General features: G+C 37.0%; 14 protein-coding genes. 9 read left to right on the top strand and 5 right to left on the bottom strand.

Annotated features, from left to right (window positions below):
- Positions 1-62: 62 nt before the first annotated feature.
- The 3 genes from J2786_RS09515 (at position 63) to J2786_RS09505 (ending at position 5,516) form a co-directional block, all read left to right on the top strand.
- Positions 63-3,410, top strand: coding sequence for a methylmalonyl-CoA mutase family protein (locus J2786_RS09515; RefSeq protein WP_047435689.1), 3,348 nt, complete (start codon positions 63-65; stop codon positions 3,408-3,410).
- A 72-nt stretch (positions 3,411-3,482) separates the two neighbouring features.
- Positions 3,483-4,193 carry a Dph6-related ATP pyrophosphatase gene (locus J2786_RS09510; RefSeq protein ID WP_047435929.1) on the top strand — a complete coding sequence of 237 codons (711 nt, stop codon included), beginning with the start codon at positions 3,483-3,485 and terminating at the stop codon, positions 4,191-4,193.
- 210 nt (positions 4,194-4,403) lie between these two features.
- Positions 4,404-5,516 (top strand): serine hydrolase domain-containing protein, encoded by a 1,113-nt coding sequence (locus J2786_RS09505; protein ID WP_047435690.1) that lies wholly within the window; start codon positions 4,404-4,406, stop codon positions 5,514-5,516.
- A 15-nt stretch (positions 5,517-5,531) separates the two neighbouring features.
- On the opposite strand, the gene J2786_RS09500 is transcribed toward J2786_RS09505, so the two are convergent.
- Both J2786_RS09500 and J2786_RS09495 read right to left on the bottom strand, forming a co-directional pair.
- Positions 5,532-6,251 carry a hypothetical protein gene (locus J2786_RS09500; RefSeq protein WP_052187146.1) on the bottom strand — a complete coding sequence of 240 codons (720 nt, stop codon included), beginning with the start codon at positions 6,249-6,251 and terminating at the stop codon, positions 5,532-5,534.
- Positions 6,248-6,571, bottom strand: a complete 324-nt coding sequence (locus J2786_RS09495) for a PadR family transcriptional regulator (protein ID WP_047435931.1) — start codon at positions 6,569-6,571, stop codon at positions 6,248-6,250. The genes J2786_RS09500 and J2786_RS09495 overlap by 4 nt, the downstream gene beginning before the upstream one ends.
- An 81-nt stretch (positions 6,572-6,652) precedes the next feature.
- Here J2786_RS09495 and J2786_RS09490 point away from each other — a divergent pair, with 81 nt between their 5' ends.
- On the top strand, positions 6,653-7,177 hold the full coding sequence (locus J2786_RS09490; RefSeq protein ID WP_047435693.1) for a 2'-5' RNA ligase family protein: 525 nt from the start codon (positions 6,653-6,655) through the stop codon (positions 7,175-7,177).
- A 34-nt stretch (positions 7,178-7,211) separates the two neighbouring features.
- Here J2786_RS09490 and J2786_RS09485 read toward each other — a convergent pair whose 3' ends face one another.
- Both J2786_RS09485 and J2786_RS09480 read right to left on the bottom strand, forming a co-directional pair.
- Positions 7,212-8,570 carry a peptidase M64 domain-containing protein gene (locus J2786_RS09485; protein WP_047435696.1) on the bottom strand — a complete coding sequence of 453 codons (1,359 nt, stop codon included), beginning with the start codon at positions 8,568-8,570 and terminating at the stop codon, positions 7,212-7,214.
- A 2-nt stretch (positions 8,571-8,572) separates the two neighbouring features.
- Entirely contained in the window at positions 8,573-9,058 is a 486-nt protein-coding gene (locus J2786_RS09480) for a hypothetical protein (RefSeq protein ID WP_156121602.1), read from the bottom strand.
- A 102-nt stretch (positions 9,059-9,160) separates the two neighbouring features.
- Here J2786_RS09480 and ruvC point away from each other — a divergent pair, with 102 nt between their 5' ends.
- From ruvC to J2786_RS09455, 5 genes are all read left to right on the top strand, one after another.
- On the top strand, positions 9,161-9,715 hold the full coding sequence (gene ruvC / locus J2786_RS09475; RefSeq protein WP_047435701.1) for a crossover junction endodeoxyribonuclease RuvC: 555 nt from the start codon (positions 9,161-9,163) through the stop codon (positions 9,713-9,715).
- A gap of 151 nt (positions 9,716-9,866) precedes the next feature.
- Complete coding sequence (locus tag J2786_RS09470; RefSeq protein WP_047435704.1) at positions 9,867-10,937, top strand: DUF4407 domain-containing protein; 1,071 nt, start codon at positions 9,867-9,869, stop codon at positions 10,935-10,937.
- Positions 10,938-11,110: 173 nt separating this feature from the next.
- Positions 11,111-11,704: a phage tail protein gene (locus tag J2786_RS09465; RefSeq protein WP_082002042.1), complete on the top strand. Its 594-nt coding sequence runs from the start codon at positions 11,111-11,113 to the stop codon at positions 11,702-11,704.
- Between the two features lie 5 nt (positions 11,705-11,709).
- Complete coding sequence (locus J2786_RS09460) at positions 11,710-12,402, top strand: T9SS type A sorting domain-containing protein (protein ID WP_047435707.1); 693 nt, start codon at positions 11,710-11,712, stop codon at positions 12,400-12,402.
- Positions 12,403-12,468: 66 nt separating this feature from the next.
- Positions 12,469-12,699 carry a KTSC domain-containing protein gene (locus J2786_RS09455; protein ID WP_310024930.1) on the top strand — a complete coding sequence of 77 codons (231 nt, stop codon included), beginning with the start codon at positions 12,469-12,471 and terminating at the stop codon, positions 12,697-12,699.
- Positions 12,700-12,753: 54 nt separating this feature from the next.
- Here the strand turns inward: J2786_RS09455 and J2786_RS09450 are convergent, their stop codons facing one another.
- Positions 12,754-14,619 (bottom strand): GEVED domain-containing protein, encoded by a 1,866-nt coding sequence (locus J2786_RS09450; protein WP_047435713.1) that lies wholly within the window; start codon positions 14,617-14,619, stop codon positions 12,754-12,756.
- Between the last annotated feature and the right edge of the window lie 250 nt (positions 14,620-14,869).

The raw sequence follows: 14,869 nt of genomic DNA, 5'->3' as shown, positions 1-14,869 counted from the left end.
CACGCAACAGGGTTTTCATTTTATTACTATATTTGAGAACTTAGAAACTTTCTAGAATTTTTATGGAAACCCAAAAATATACTCCAACCAACAAGGTAAGAATCGTAACTGCTGCCTCATTATTTGATGGGCATGATGCTGCGATCAATATTATGCGTCGTGTTATTCAGGGAACAGGATGCGAAGTGATCCACTTAGGACACGATAAATCAGCAGAGGAAGTTGTAAATACAGCTATCCAGGAAGATGCCAATGCTATTGCATTAACTTCATATCAGGGAGGTCACAACGAATATTTCAAATATATCTATGACCTTTTGAGAGAAAAGAATTCTCCGCAGATCAAAATTTTTGGTGGCGGTGGCGGTGTAATCCTTCCGGAAGAAATCAAAGACCTTATGTCTTACGGAATTGACAGAATTTATTCTCCGGATGACGGCCGTGAGCTTGGGCTTCAGGGTATGATTGATGATTTGGTACACCGATCAGATTTCGCTACCGGAAAAGATGTTACCGCAAAAGATCTTGATGATATCAGCTTTGAAAGCCCGTCAAGTATTGCACAAATCATCTCAGCCGTTGAAAACTTTTCAGAAGAAAAACCTGAGCTTGTAAAGGCAATCGACGAAAAATCCAAAGATTTAACCATTCCAATTATTGGTATTACAGGTACCGGAGGTGCGGGTAAATCTTCTTTAACAGATGAACTGGTAAGACGTTTCTTACGTTCAAATACCGATAAAAAAATCGCTATTATTTCCATCGACCCTTCGAAAAAGAAAACAGGAGGTGCTTTATTGGGAGACAGAATCCGTATGAACGCGATCAATGATCCAAGAGTTTATATGCGTTCTATGGCAACCAGAGAAAATAACGTTTCTGTTTCTCCTTTCATTCACTCTGCGCTGAATGTACTGAAACTGGCTCATCCGGATGTTATTATTCTTGAAACTTCAGGGATCGGGCAGTCTGGTTCGGAAGTTTCCGATTTCGCAGATGTTTCCATGTATGTAATGACTCCTGAATATGGAGCTTCTACACAGTTGGAAAAAATCGACATGTTAGACTATGCGGATCTGGTAGCATTGAATAAATCTGACAAACGTGGTGCACTGGATGCTCTTCAGGCAGTAAGAAAACAGTTCCAGAGAAACCATTTACTATGGGAAAGCCCGTTAGATGATATGCCGGTATATGCCACCAAAGCTTCTCAGTTTAATGATCACGGGACAACAGAATTATACAACAGATTAGTATCAAAAGTAAATGATAAATTCTCTGAATTAAATCTAAAAACTTTTGTAGAACAGGAAGTTACAGAAGAAGTAACCATTATTCCTCCGAAAAGAGTCCGTTACCTTTCTGAAATCGTTGAAAACAACAAACAATACGACATCAATATTGAAAAGCAGGCTGAGTTAGCCAGAAAAATGTATCATATTGAAGGCGTTAAAAATATCATTTCGAATGAAGTTCTGGATGCTGAATACCAAAAGGCAGAAAAAGAGCTTCAACAGGATAACATCGACTTCTTAAAGACTTGGGACGATACGAAAAAGGCTTTCCATGCCGAGTTTTATTCTTATTACGTAAGAGGAAAAGAAATTAAAGTGGAAACATCCACAGAATCTTTATCTCACTTGAGAATTCCAAAAATTGCATTACCAAAATACAATGACTGGGGAGATCTGATCAAATGGAAAGGCCAGGAAAACCTTCCGGGAAGCTTCCCTTATACTGCAGGTATTTATCCGTTCAAAAGAACAGGTGAAGATCCAACAAGGATGTTTGCAGGAGAAGGAGGTCCTGAAAGAACCAACAGAAGATTCCATTATGTTTCTGCAGAAATGCCTGCAAAACGTTTATCTACAGCATTTGACTCTGTAACGTTATACGGTCAGGATCCTGCTTTACCACCGGATATTTATGGTAAAATCGGGAATGCGGGAGTTTCTATTGCAACATTAGATGATGCGAAGAAATTATATTCCGGATTTGATCTTGTCAATGCACTAACCTCAGTTTCAATGACGATCAACGGTCCTGCACCGATGCTACTGGCTTTCTTTATGAATGCTGCCATCGATCAGAATGTTGAAAAATATATCAAAGAAAACGGTTTAGAAGCTAAAGTAGAAGCTAAGCTTAAAGAAAAATTTGACGATAAGGGGTTAGAAAGGCCAAAATATAACGGTGAACTTCCTCCATCCAATAATGGCTTAGGACTACAGCTTTTAGGATTAACCGGTGATGAAGTAATCCCTGCCGATGTATATGCAGAAATTAAAGCTAAAACGATTGCTACGGTTCGTGGTACTGTTCAGGCAGATATCTTAAAAGAAGACCAGGCTCAGAATACGTGTATTTTCTCTACGGAATTTGCCCTGAGATTGATGGGTGACGTTCAGGAGTATTTTATCAGAGAAAAAGTAAGAAACTTCTACTCTGTTTCCATTTCAGGATATCATATTGCTGAAGCAGGAGCGAATCCGGTTTCCCAATTGGCATTCACACTGGCTAACGGATTCACTTACGTGGAATATTACTTAAGCCGTGGAATGGATATCAACGATTTTGCTCCCAACCTATCTTTCTTCTTCTCCAACGGTATTGACCCTGAATATTCTGTCATCGGACGTGTAGCAAGAAGAATCTGGGCAAAAGCCATGAAATTAAAGTATGGGGCTGACGAAAGAAGCCAGATGCTGAAATACCACATCCAGACTTCAGGACGTTCTCTGCACGCTCAGGAAATTGATTTCAATGACATCAGAACAACTCTTCAGGCGCTTTATGCGATCTATGATAACTGTAATTCACTTCACACCAATGCTTATGATGAGGCAATCACGACTCCTACCGAGCAGTCTGTAAGAAGAGCAATGGCAATCCAGCTAATCATCAATAAAGAATTAGGATTGGCTAAAAACGAGAATCCGCTTCAGGGATCATTTATCATTGAAGAATTAACGGATCTTGTTGAGGAAGCTGTATATGCAGAATTTGACAGAATCACAGAAAGAGGAGGTGTTCTTGGAGCGATGGAAACGATGTATCAGCGTTCAAAAATCCAGGAAGAGTCAATGCATTACGAATGGCTGAAACATACAGGTGAATATCCGATTATCGGAGTAAATACTTTCTTAGGAAAAGACGGTTCACCAACAGTTTTACCTGGAGAAGTTATCCGTTCTACGGAGGAAGAGAAACAGGCACAGATTGAATCTCTTCATAACTTCCAGCAAGCAAATGACAGCAGATCTGAAGAGGCTCTGAAACAACTTCAGCATGCAGCCATCAACCAGCAAAACTTATTTGAAGTAATGATGGATGCAGTGAAATACTGTTCTTTAGGACAAATTACCAACGCTTTATTTGAAGTGGGTGGTAAGTACAGAAGAAATATGTAATCTACAGATACAATCATTATAATTTATAAATACATGAAATCTCCCTATTTTTGGGAGATTTTTATTTTTACAATGAAACCAAAAGCTTTATTCAACTGGAGCAGCGGAAAAGATTCTTCCCTGGCTCTTTACAAAATACTACAGGAGGATCAATATGAGATTTCCACACTGCTTACCAGCATTAATAAGGAGTTTCAACGGATTTCCATGCATGGAGTTCATGTATCGCTTTTAGAAAGACAAGCGGAAAGCCTCGGAATTCCATTGATTAAAATGGAGCTTCTTAAAGAACCGTCAATGGAAGAGTATCAGCAAATTATGAGTACAACAATGGCCGGAATTCAAGCTCACGGTATTACCCATTCCGTTTTCGGTGATATTTTTCTGGAAGATCTGCGAAAATACAGAGAAGACCAATTAAGTACTGTCGGTATGAAAGCCGTATTTCCCTTGTGGAAAGAAGATACATCCAACCTCATCCATGAATTTTTAGATCTTGGTTTTAAAACCATTGTAACCTGTGTAAATGGAACTTATCTGGATAAAAGTTTTGCCGGACGAATTATTGATCAGCAATTCATTGATGACCTTCCTGAAAATGTAGATCCATGCGGAGAAAACGGAGAATTTCACACCTTTACTTTTGATGGGCCCATTTTCAAAAATCCGATTCAGTTCGAAATCGGGGAAACCGTGAAAAAGACTTATCCCAAACCTAAAACAAGCCCTGAAGAAGAAGATAGCGAATATGTTTTCTGGTTCAGTGACCTGGTATTAAAATAAGCCTGTAAATTTCTGACACAGGCTTTTTCAATGTATTCTCTTTTCGACGGCACTTCCGGTTAGAGTATAAAATATGATACAAAGACTGATTAAATTTATATTAACTTGATCCGCCAGCCTATATTAGCACGCAATTTGCTTCCCTTACTGCTCTTCAGGATATTTTAGTATCTTTAAGAATATCAATCATCATTTAAAAATACAACACCTGTGATCAAAAATTTATTATTCCTGTCCTTTTTCTGCTTTTTATCTTCCTGTACCACAACTGAGGTTTCAAAAATTGCCCCGGTTGATAAAAAAGCTATCATTGATTCAACCATTGTTGCTTTTCAGAAAACACTTTTAGAGCAACAGATTGATTCTGCTTTCAAAAAATATCATTTCAATGGAAGTATTGCCGTCTTTAAAGATTCTATCCCACTTTACAGAAGGGAAAACGGATACTCAGATTTTAAAAGAAAAACTAAAATTGACAGCAATACCATTTTTGCGATCGGATCTGTGAGCAAACAATTCACCGCTGTTTTAGTCTTGCTTCAGATGGAACAGGGAAAACTTAATGTAACCGATAAGGCATCAAAATACCTGAAAGAATTTCAGACCAGGGAATATGAAAATATTACGATTCATCAACTGTTAAACCATACTTCCGGATTGAATCTTATGGGTGGAAAGCTGATGTTCAAAAGCGGAACAGATTTCTATTATTCCAATGATGGCTTCAATGCACTTGGAAAAATTGTGGAAAAAGTCTCTGGAAAATCTTATCATGAAAATGTATTGGAACTTTTTAGAAAAGCAGGGATGACTCATTCCTCAACAGGAGATATTTTTAAAGGTCATAATTTTGCCAGTGCTTATGTTGGTACTCCTGTTAAATTCTCAGAGGTTCCCAATATGCCGAAAAGATTAGGAGGACCAGAAATCGGAACGCCTGCCGGTGGAATACTTTCTACCATTCAGGATCTTCACTCATGGAATAATGCACTGTACGGCGGAAAAATTTTGAAACCTGAAACATTGAAACTTTTCATGGCCAAAAGCGCAGAAAGGCATCATGCTACATTTGGAAAAATGGGTTATGCTTACGGAATCATGCTTAATATCGGCCAGCCTAATTCCTATTTCCACAGTGGTTATGTAAAAGGTTCTCCCTCTTTAAATATTTATTATCCGGACACCAAAACATCCATAATCATTCTTTCGAATATTGCTGATGAGGAAAAAGGAAAAGGTGCGATCTTCAGACCTCATATTGAAGTAAAAAAGATCACTGATCATCTGGAGAATACACTTACACAACTTAGACCAAAGCATTAGTTTACTGGTAATTTTCTATGCCGGATCCAGAAATTCCTGCATTTTTACAAGGTTCTTTTTATGTTCCAGAAAACTGAATACCGCAAAAGCAAGAGATACCTGCAATACGAAAGGAAGAACTAGAGTCACCAGAACTCCAACAACATCTGTATAATTTTGTTGTCTGAAAAACTGGTAAGCATAATCTCCGCTCTTCAATGCTACCTGCGTCATAGAAGTGGTGCATACAACCATTAATCCGAGATTCTGCTGATACATGGTATAAAGACATTTTCCTTTGTATTTAAAGTCTGCTTTTATATATTTCCAGATTTTATAATTAAAAATCCATATCAATATGGTTGTCAATACAAATGATCCATTAAGAAGTCTGAAAAGTATTTTATAGTCCTCCTGATTTCCTGCCAAAAAAATCAATATAAGGTTAACACCAAATGCCAGAACACCTATCATCAAAGATTTTTTGAAAAGGCTGCTGTATTTTTCCTGAATAATTCTTTTAGCAATCAAAGGAATTTTAGTGGGATAAAATAACAGGTAATTAACCATCTTAAACTCGCCATCCCAGGATTCTTTTACCTTTAAGAAAGCTTCCTCGAAATTGATATTCTCATTAAACTGAATATCTGAAATCTGGCTGATCATGTGATCTCTGATTTCCACCAGAATATCTAAGGACAGCTCCTGAGTGATCAGATAATCCGTAATTTTATTTTCCTGTAATTCGGTGATCATATATTGAATATTGTCTGTAGGTTAAGTAAATAGCTTTTCATCTCAGTCTCCTGTTCTGCCTGTTGTTTTTTGCCTTTTTCTGTCAACAGGTAATATTTCCTGTCTCTCCCGTTAATCTTCTGAATTTCGGAAGTGATCATTTCATCGCTTTCCAGTTTATGCAACAATGGATAGAGTGCCCCTTCTGTCATTTCAAGCTCACCAAGAGTAAGTTCTTTCGCTCTTTGAGTAATCTGATACCCATACATTTTAACTTCTTTTGAGAGGAGCTTCAAAATAATATTCTGCAGGGTACCTTTATAAAGACTATTCTTTTTCATGGAATGATTTATATACATTGCAAACATATGCATAATTTTCTTATGCATGTAAATTTAATACAAAACTTTTTAAATTGCCGAATGAAAAAAATGTACTTCATTGCGGTTTATCCTCCTCAGGAGATTATTGAAGATATAAAAGTATTTAAAAAAGATCTGGCAACAAACTATGCCAATTCCAAGGCTTTGAAAAATGAAGCACATATTACACTCTTTCCTCCGTTTTCAAGAGAAATTGAATTAGAGGAGGATATTCATATTGCTTTTCAGAAGATCAACACGGAAATCACACCTTTTGAAATGGAACTGGATGGCTTCGGAAGCTTTCCCAATCCTAAAAATCCTGTACTTTACATTCAGCCAAAAGAAAACATTCAATTAACAGAGCTTTATCATAGGGTAAAGGAGTATTTTAATTTTGCTCAGTATTCTTTTCACCCGCATATGACTGTAGGATACAGAGATCTGACCTGGGAAAATTATCTTAAAGCCTGGGAAAAATATGAAAACAGGGAATATAAAACTAAGTTCTTAGTTGATAAAATAGTACTTCTTCGTCATGATGGCCAGTGGATCCCTATCGCAGAGAAAAAACTGAAAAAATAAAACCGGCTGCTGGAGCCGGTTTCGTTTCATTTATTTATTCTTTAATGACTTTCTGAGAAATAATCAGGTTTTTATTTTCTTTTACATTCAACAGATAAGTACCTGCCGGATAGTTTTTAATATCAACCTTTATTGCAGAATCATTCAGTTCAAACCTGGATGGAATAAGCTTTCCTGAAGCATCATATACTTCTACTTTTACCTCTTTTGAAAAACCTTGTTTTCCTTTAATGAAAATTTCTCCGTCTGTTGGGTTAGGATAAATACTCAAACGACGCTCTTCAGCTTTTACTTCTGAAATTTTAAGCGTTGACTTACTCAGAGTCCATGAAACATTGGTAACATGAAGCGTACTGTGATTGTCTACTTTCAAAAGTGGGTTGTTATCAACTACCGAAAATGTCAAAGTATTATTTCCGTTATTAAGCTGCCCTGGAGTTATTGTAATACTATTTCCTGTTGCTCCGAGGCCCGTTCCGTTCAAGCTCCATGAATTGACCAGAGTATTCGGAATAGGAAGAATTTCGTTAACTGTGAAAGTAATATTTGATGTAGCATCAACGGTTGTATTATTGGCCGGAGTATAAGAATCTACAGGGGAAACCAGACTATGAATCCTTTCAATAATTGCCTCTTTACATACAGAGCAGAACTGTTGGTTAAGGTACCTCATTTCACAGCTCTGGTGCGGTCTGAACCAGCTTGGACTTTCAGCATGGGCATACACACCTACCCCATTTAATCCTACCCAGTTTTTCCATTTTATCGTGGCCGGATTAGAATTCTGTGTTTTGTTGGGAGATTCCAGTGAACCTGAAAACCAATATTCATCGGCCAGCTTACCAAATGAGTGTCCCAGCTCATGCACTACAATTTCATTGGAAGATCCATTGAGCGAAGCAAAAGCATAAGTGCCTCCACAACCTCCGTATTCTGTAGAATTACCCAGTACATAAGTAATATCATAGTCCGGGATATTGGCTGCCAAAACTTGTCCTACTTTATTGGTTGTATTACTGTATATACACCTGTGGACTCCTACATCAAACGTAGATCCTAGATAGTTATTGGGATTGGTTACGGGAATTACAGGCTCTGCCACATCAGTTGCAGTTCCGGGATGCTTCACTCCTGATTCTGTGGAAATCACTTTTACCGCATAGGCATTGAAGTAATTTTTATATTCAGTATAAGGGCTTTTTGTAAAAAGATAATTAATTGTATTCTGAGCTGATGTTGTAAAGGCAGTTTGCTGTGCAGAGGTGAATCCGTCACCTAACACTGCAATAACAATCCGCTTACTGTTGTCTCCATTCTGTAAAAGCGGAACGGTTTCGAATGTTTGTGCAAAACAACTGCTTCCAATTAAAAGGGATAATAAAGTTTTTTTCATGATTATAGTTTTTGAGTGAATATTACTTGTGAACCATCATCAGTTGCTTTTTCAATCTTTACTGACTGTACATTTTCAGAATAAGAAAACCTGGCACTGAATTCAGTATTTTGAAGGGAAGCTTTATGTCTTGATATTCCTTCTTTTTCATACACCTCCAGTTCAGGATTAAAAGGGTCTTTCACAAGTTGTTTTCCTACTTCTTTCCCATCAGCTCCTGCTAATGTAATCACAAGATCACCCTTACGGATGTTGCTTCTTTCAAATGGAGGCATATGTTTTAATCTGCCATCTACAATTTTAGTACTCTGCAGAGTAATTTTTGCATTTCCAGACTGATCTTTATCTGCCTTGAAAAACAAATAAATAATCCGTTCGCTCTTCGTTGTCAAAGTTTCCGAACGCTTATTATGAACTAAATTATTTCTCTCCTGAACACCAAAAAAGAGAAAAACAGGAACGATAAATACGTTAAATACATTTTTCATGATCATTTTTATTTAAAGATATTAAAATTTTAAACATAAACTAAAATCATTGTCAATACTTTTTCCATTTAAAAAACATAGAAAGTTGCTATCTTTGAAGCAATGATTTCAGAGAAAATAATTTTAGGAATTGACCCGGGGACAACAGTAATGGGATTTGGTATCATCTCCGTAAAAAAAGGAAAAATGGAGATGGTTTCTATTCACGAGCTCATCTTAAAAAAATATCCCAATCACGAAACCAAGCTGAAGTATATTTTTGAAAGAACCCTTTCTCTTATTGATGAGTTTCACCCTGATGAAGTTGCTCTTGAAGCTCCTTTCTATGGAAAAAACGTTCAGAGTATGCTGAAACTGGGCCGTGCTCAGGGTGTTGCTATGGCCGCCAGTCTTTACCGAAATATCCCGATTACAGAATATTCTCCAAAAAAAATCAAAATGGCGATCACCGGAAACGGAAACGCCAGTAAGGAACAAGTAGCAGGAATGCTTCAAAACCTTCTTAAATTAAAGGAATTCCCTACAAAATATTTGGATGCTTCCGATGGTCTTGCCGTAGCAGTATGTCATCATTTTAATTCAGGAACAATAACCGATACGAAATCCTATTCCGGATGGGAAAGTTTCCTGAAACAAAATCCGGACAGATTGAAATAGTTTTCCAATTCTTCTTGCTCGTTTTCAAAATAAAAATTAACCCTCTAAAAAGCAGCACCTTACATAAACACAGACAATTACTTGGTAAAACATAATACTATCTTTTACATTGGTATGATTTTTAGTACTACCTTTGTATAAATTTTCAGTTATGAAAACAAACCAACAAACTATAAATCAAGGGACTCATAAAATAAACTGGTTCCAAAAGTTTCTGATGGTATGTTCAGGCGGGAACATCCATATTTTAAGAAAGACTCCAAGTGAATGGAATAAGTTTTCCGGCATTGGAGGTATTGTCCTTTTCACTGCAGTATTCGCCACTTTGTCTGCAGGCTATGCGATGTATACAGTATTCGATAATATCTGGGCAGCTGTAGGATTTGGAATTCTGTGGGGTCTGATGATATTCAACCTTGACCGTTATATTGTTTCTTCCATCAAAAAAACGGGAACATGGTGGAATCAGATTTTAATGGCTATTCCACGTCTTATCCTTGCTACATTCCTGGGAATTATTATTTCCAAACCTTTAGAACTTAAAATTTTTGAAAAGGAGGTCAACAAACAGCTGAATACTATTATTCAAAGAAATAAAAAACAGCTTCAGGGTGAAATGAACGGCAGGATTCTTCAACAAAGTGGTCCATTTGAAACAGAAAAGCAGCAGATTTCAGGGAAAATTGCTCAGTACCAACAGTCTTATGATTCTGCTTCCGTAGAGCTTGAAAAAGAGATTCTGGGTAAACAATCTGGATTAACCAGTGGAAAAGAAGGTTATGGGCCCAATGCAAAACGTAAGCAGCAACTGAAGGAGCAGCGCAGACTGGATCTGGAAAATTACCAGAAACAAGCAGCTCCCAGACTGGAATATCTGGATAAAGAAATATCCAAGGTATACACGAATCTGGAAACGGAAAGAAAATCTACAGAAACTTTTGAAGATAAGTTCAATGGCTTTGCAGCAAGACTTCAGGCATTGGATGAACTTGGTAAAAATTCTGCCATTATCGGACTTGCAGCCGCTTTTATCATGGGATTGTTTATCTGTCTTGAAATTTCTCCGGTTCTGGTAAAACTGATCTCTCATATAGGACCATATGATTATCTTTTAGAAAAAACAGAAAACGATTTCAGATTGTATTCCAAAGAAAAAATTGAAAAAGGAAATGCCCTGACTGATTTCAGAATTGACGATTTTAAAGATAATCTGAAAAATTAAAGTGATCATTCCCTAGAGCATCCACTTCTAAACATTAGAGAAAAAATCTATAATAAATAATTTTTCAATAAATAAAATCTAACCTTTCGATATACAACGAAAGGTTTTTCTTTTAATAAGGTATTTTATGTAAAATATTTTCTAATTTTATACTACTTAAAATTCTTGCTATCATGAAAAACTTAATTTTTGCATGTACACTGCTGATAGGCAGTGCATTTGCTCCTGCCCTAAAAGCACAGGCATCAGAACCATTTTTAGGGCAAATAGCCTTTGTACCTTATAATTTTGCTCCAAAATATTGGGCAGAATGTAATGGGCAACTTCTGCCCATCGCGCAAAATCAAGCACTTTTTTCATTGCTGGGAACCACTTATGGAGGAAACGGAACCACTACATTTGCTTTACCTGACATGAGAGGAAGAGTACTCGTTCATAACGGACAAGCTCCGGGAGGGCCAACGAACTACACTATGGGAGAAATCGGCGGAACTGAAAGTGTAACATTACTGATAACACAAATGCCGGCTCATAACCACACAATAAATGCGGTAACAGCGGAAGGAAATCAAAACTCACCTACCAACAGCCTTCCTGCAGACACCAAAACTCTTGACAAAGAATATTCCGACGCGGCGGCTAATACTACGATGAAAAACACAATGGTAGGAAACACCGGAGGAAGTCAGCCTCATGAAAACAGACCTCCTTTTATTACCCTGAAATGCATCATTGCATTGGCAGGAGTCTTTCCATCACAAAACTAATCGTTATGAAAATTCTTTACTTATTATGTCTTGCTATGGGAAGCTCAGCTTTCGCGCAGACAATAACTTTCAGCGGATGTCCAAATCTGTTTGACAGCCCGCCTAATACGTACGTCTTTAACAAAACCGGGGTAGATGCCTTCAGTAAGAACATCTATATGACTACTCCTGTTGATGGCGGGCAGGATTGTAGTGGATTAGGTACCTGCGAATTTAAAATTCAATGGAACAACGCTCTTACAAGATGGGAATTTCTCGGTGATGAAGGAAACGGAACTTTTACAGCTCCTTATCTGATTTATTACAACTCCACAGGTAACAATTCTGTCCCGATACCTCCGGGTAACAATATTGGAACCTGGGTTGAAAATACAACAATGACTAACGGACAATGCGGGGGAAACCTTACTGCGGTCAATTCCACTATGACAGGTGATGTACAGACCTCAACATTGGGGACTTCGGAACTTTCAAAAGGCAAAATTCAGATCTTCCCTAATCCTGTTACCGATTTTATAAATATTTCCGGTATTGACAACGGGCTATCTTTCCAGATTTACACTATTGACGGACGTCTTGTAAAATCGGAAATGTTTGATTCCAGGATTGATGTTTCAAAGCTGGTTCCTGGTGGATATGTATTAAAAATAAATACCCGAAATTTTCAAACGCATCAATTTAAATTCGTGAAAAAATAGAGCATTATTGTATTTTAAGAAATTAATTACTAAAGCTTTCGGAATTTCCGGAAGCTTTAATTTTTCATGGTAAGGAACATTTTTTGTATCAATCAGAATATGCCATCAAGTGTTGTACATCATTTCATTTATTTCCCGGATACTGAAATATTACGAATTATATATCAGTCAGGAGCGGTTTATGATTATTTTAAAGTTCCGTCTGACATTATTGAAAAGTTTAAGGAGGCAAGATCCAAAGGGCAATTTTTAAATAAAGTGATCAAGCCCAGATTTAAATACATGAAGATTGAATAAAAAAATGTCCCCATTGAGATGGAGACATTTAGATTTATTTAAATGATGATCAGTTTATTTAATAATCAGTTTAGAAGACTTGCTGTCTTTTCCATTAGAAACCTGAATCATATAAACTCCTTTTTCTAATTGCTGGTCTACTTTGAAAACGCCATTTCCTTCTTCAGTTACAGATGGGCTTGATACCAATCTTCCTGACATATCAGAAATAGATACTTTTAGGTTTTTACCATTTTTAGCTTTAATGAAGATTTTATCTCCGGTTGCTACCGGATTAGGATAAACTGTTAAATCACCATTATCGGCTTTCACTTCACTTGTTCCCAAGTTGGTAACAAATTTCACAGTATAATCTTCAACCTGCCCATATTTCAATTGTCCACAAGGTGTCATGTTGGTATTCTCATCATCTACAAGAACTCTCATTCTTAGTGGAGTATTCAATACTACTGAAGCAGGAGCTGTAATCGTAGTACTGTAAGTACCAATTAAAGTAACTGGATCTGCAATAATATTATCCGCTGAACCTACAAGCTCAGAAGCTTCAAAGGTTCCGTTATTGTTATAATCGATCCACACTCTTATATCATTATTTGAATCTGATACATTCACCTGAAGGTTATGAGTTCCCGTAGCAGAAAGTTCAGTTGATGTTGCTCTTAAGCAGCTAGCTCCTGTATAATCTTCATAGAAATTAGCAGCACTTTGCCAATATCCTGTTGATGCATTATTAATATTTCCGAGTTTTACTAAAGTAGGGCCTACGAAATAGTTACTTGGTGTAGTAATACCTGTTGGATTACATGCCGCAGCAATAGGAGTTCCAATAGCTGCTCCAACAGACGGAGCTGTTGCTCCCAATGAAGTACTTAGCCCTCCTTTCATCAGGAAGAAATAAAGAGCTGCTCTATCATGCTGCCCATTGGTAAATTTAAATGCTGATGGATTTGTGTAGTTCATCATATTATACTGTACTCCCTGATAATTCACTCCTGAACAATAATTCATATCATTATTGGTAGGTGCCGGATCGTTCAGCAAACTTCTTGATCTTTCTGTATCACAAACCTGGTCATCATCATTCTCACAGTTACCAGTGGTTGGTGGGCAGAAATTAGTAGTGGTATCTCCTTGTGGTGCATCCGGGTTTACATTTCCAAAAGTATGAAGTAATCCCATACTATGTCCAAATTCGTGTGCAAGAGTAATATCATCCTGTAGTGTAACTACAAAAGATTTCATAAAGGATTCATAAGAAGAATCAGGGTTCTGAGGTAATCCTGCCCATCCCATGATACCATATGTACCGCCACCATCTACTTTATTCATAATATAGATGTTGAAGTAAGATGCTTCCGGCCAGTGTGGAGCAATAGTTTTTACTTGTGCTGTAGTAACTCCGTTAGCGCCATTACGTTTTACTCCATAAGTATCATATCCTGTAAGACTTCCTCCGTTATATCGAACAATCCCTGTAGTGGCATTACAGTTAGGGTCTCTTTTAGCCAATACCAGTTTAATCGGCATTGTGGCAGCACTACCAAAATCTGCCGGAACTCCCTGAGTCCACTGGTAAGTCCCTGCATACATTTGATTACAGTGATCCAACCAAGCCTGAATCTGTGCATCACTCTTATTGTAAGCAGTACCAATAGCCGCACCAGTAGGTGTTATTACGTGTACTACTACAGGAATTTCATAAACTCCGTTTACAATTTTGTATGCACTTGCATTTTTAGCAGTCGTATTTTGGTTACCGCTAATAATTTTGTTACGGATATTGCGAATCATTTGATCAATTTCCGCATTCTGTTTTTGGTGTACTCTCTGTTCGTTATCAAAGTCACACCAATCTTTTTTTTGCTGTGCAGATACTGAAAGGGATAGTAACAAAGCCCCACAAAGGATAGTTTTCTTCATTTTACTAATTTAAAAAATTAAACAATTTACAAATTTACTGCGTTTACATACCTACCTGTGATATTCACAGCTAAAAACAAGCAATAAAATTAAAATTTCATTACAGTTAGTAGAAAAAACTTAACTATTGTTACATTTAAATTGAAAATAAAATTAACATCAAACCAATTAGGAGTAAATTTATTTACAATATAATCAATAAATAAATGAAAATATACATAAATAGATAATTCTAAAAATCGGAAATTTA

Source organism: Chryseobacterium vietnamense, assembly GCF_031454475.1.
In the GTDB taxonomy this organism is placed as follows: domain Bacteria; phylum Bacteroidota; class Bacteroidia; order Flavobacteriales; family Weeksellaceae; genus Chryseobacterium; species Chryseobacterium vietnamense.
Note: the sequence above shows the minus strand (reverse complement) of the source record. Positions and strands in the feature narration are given on the sequence as shown.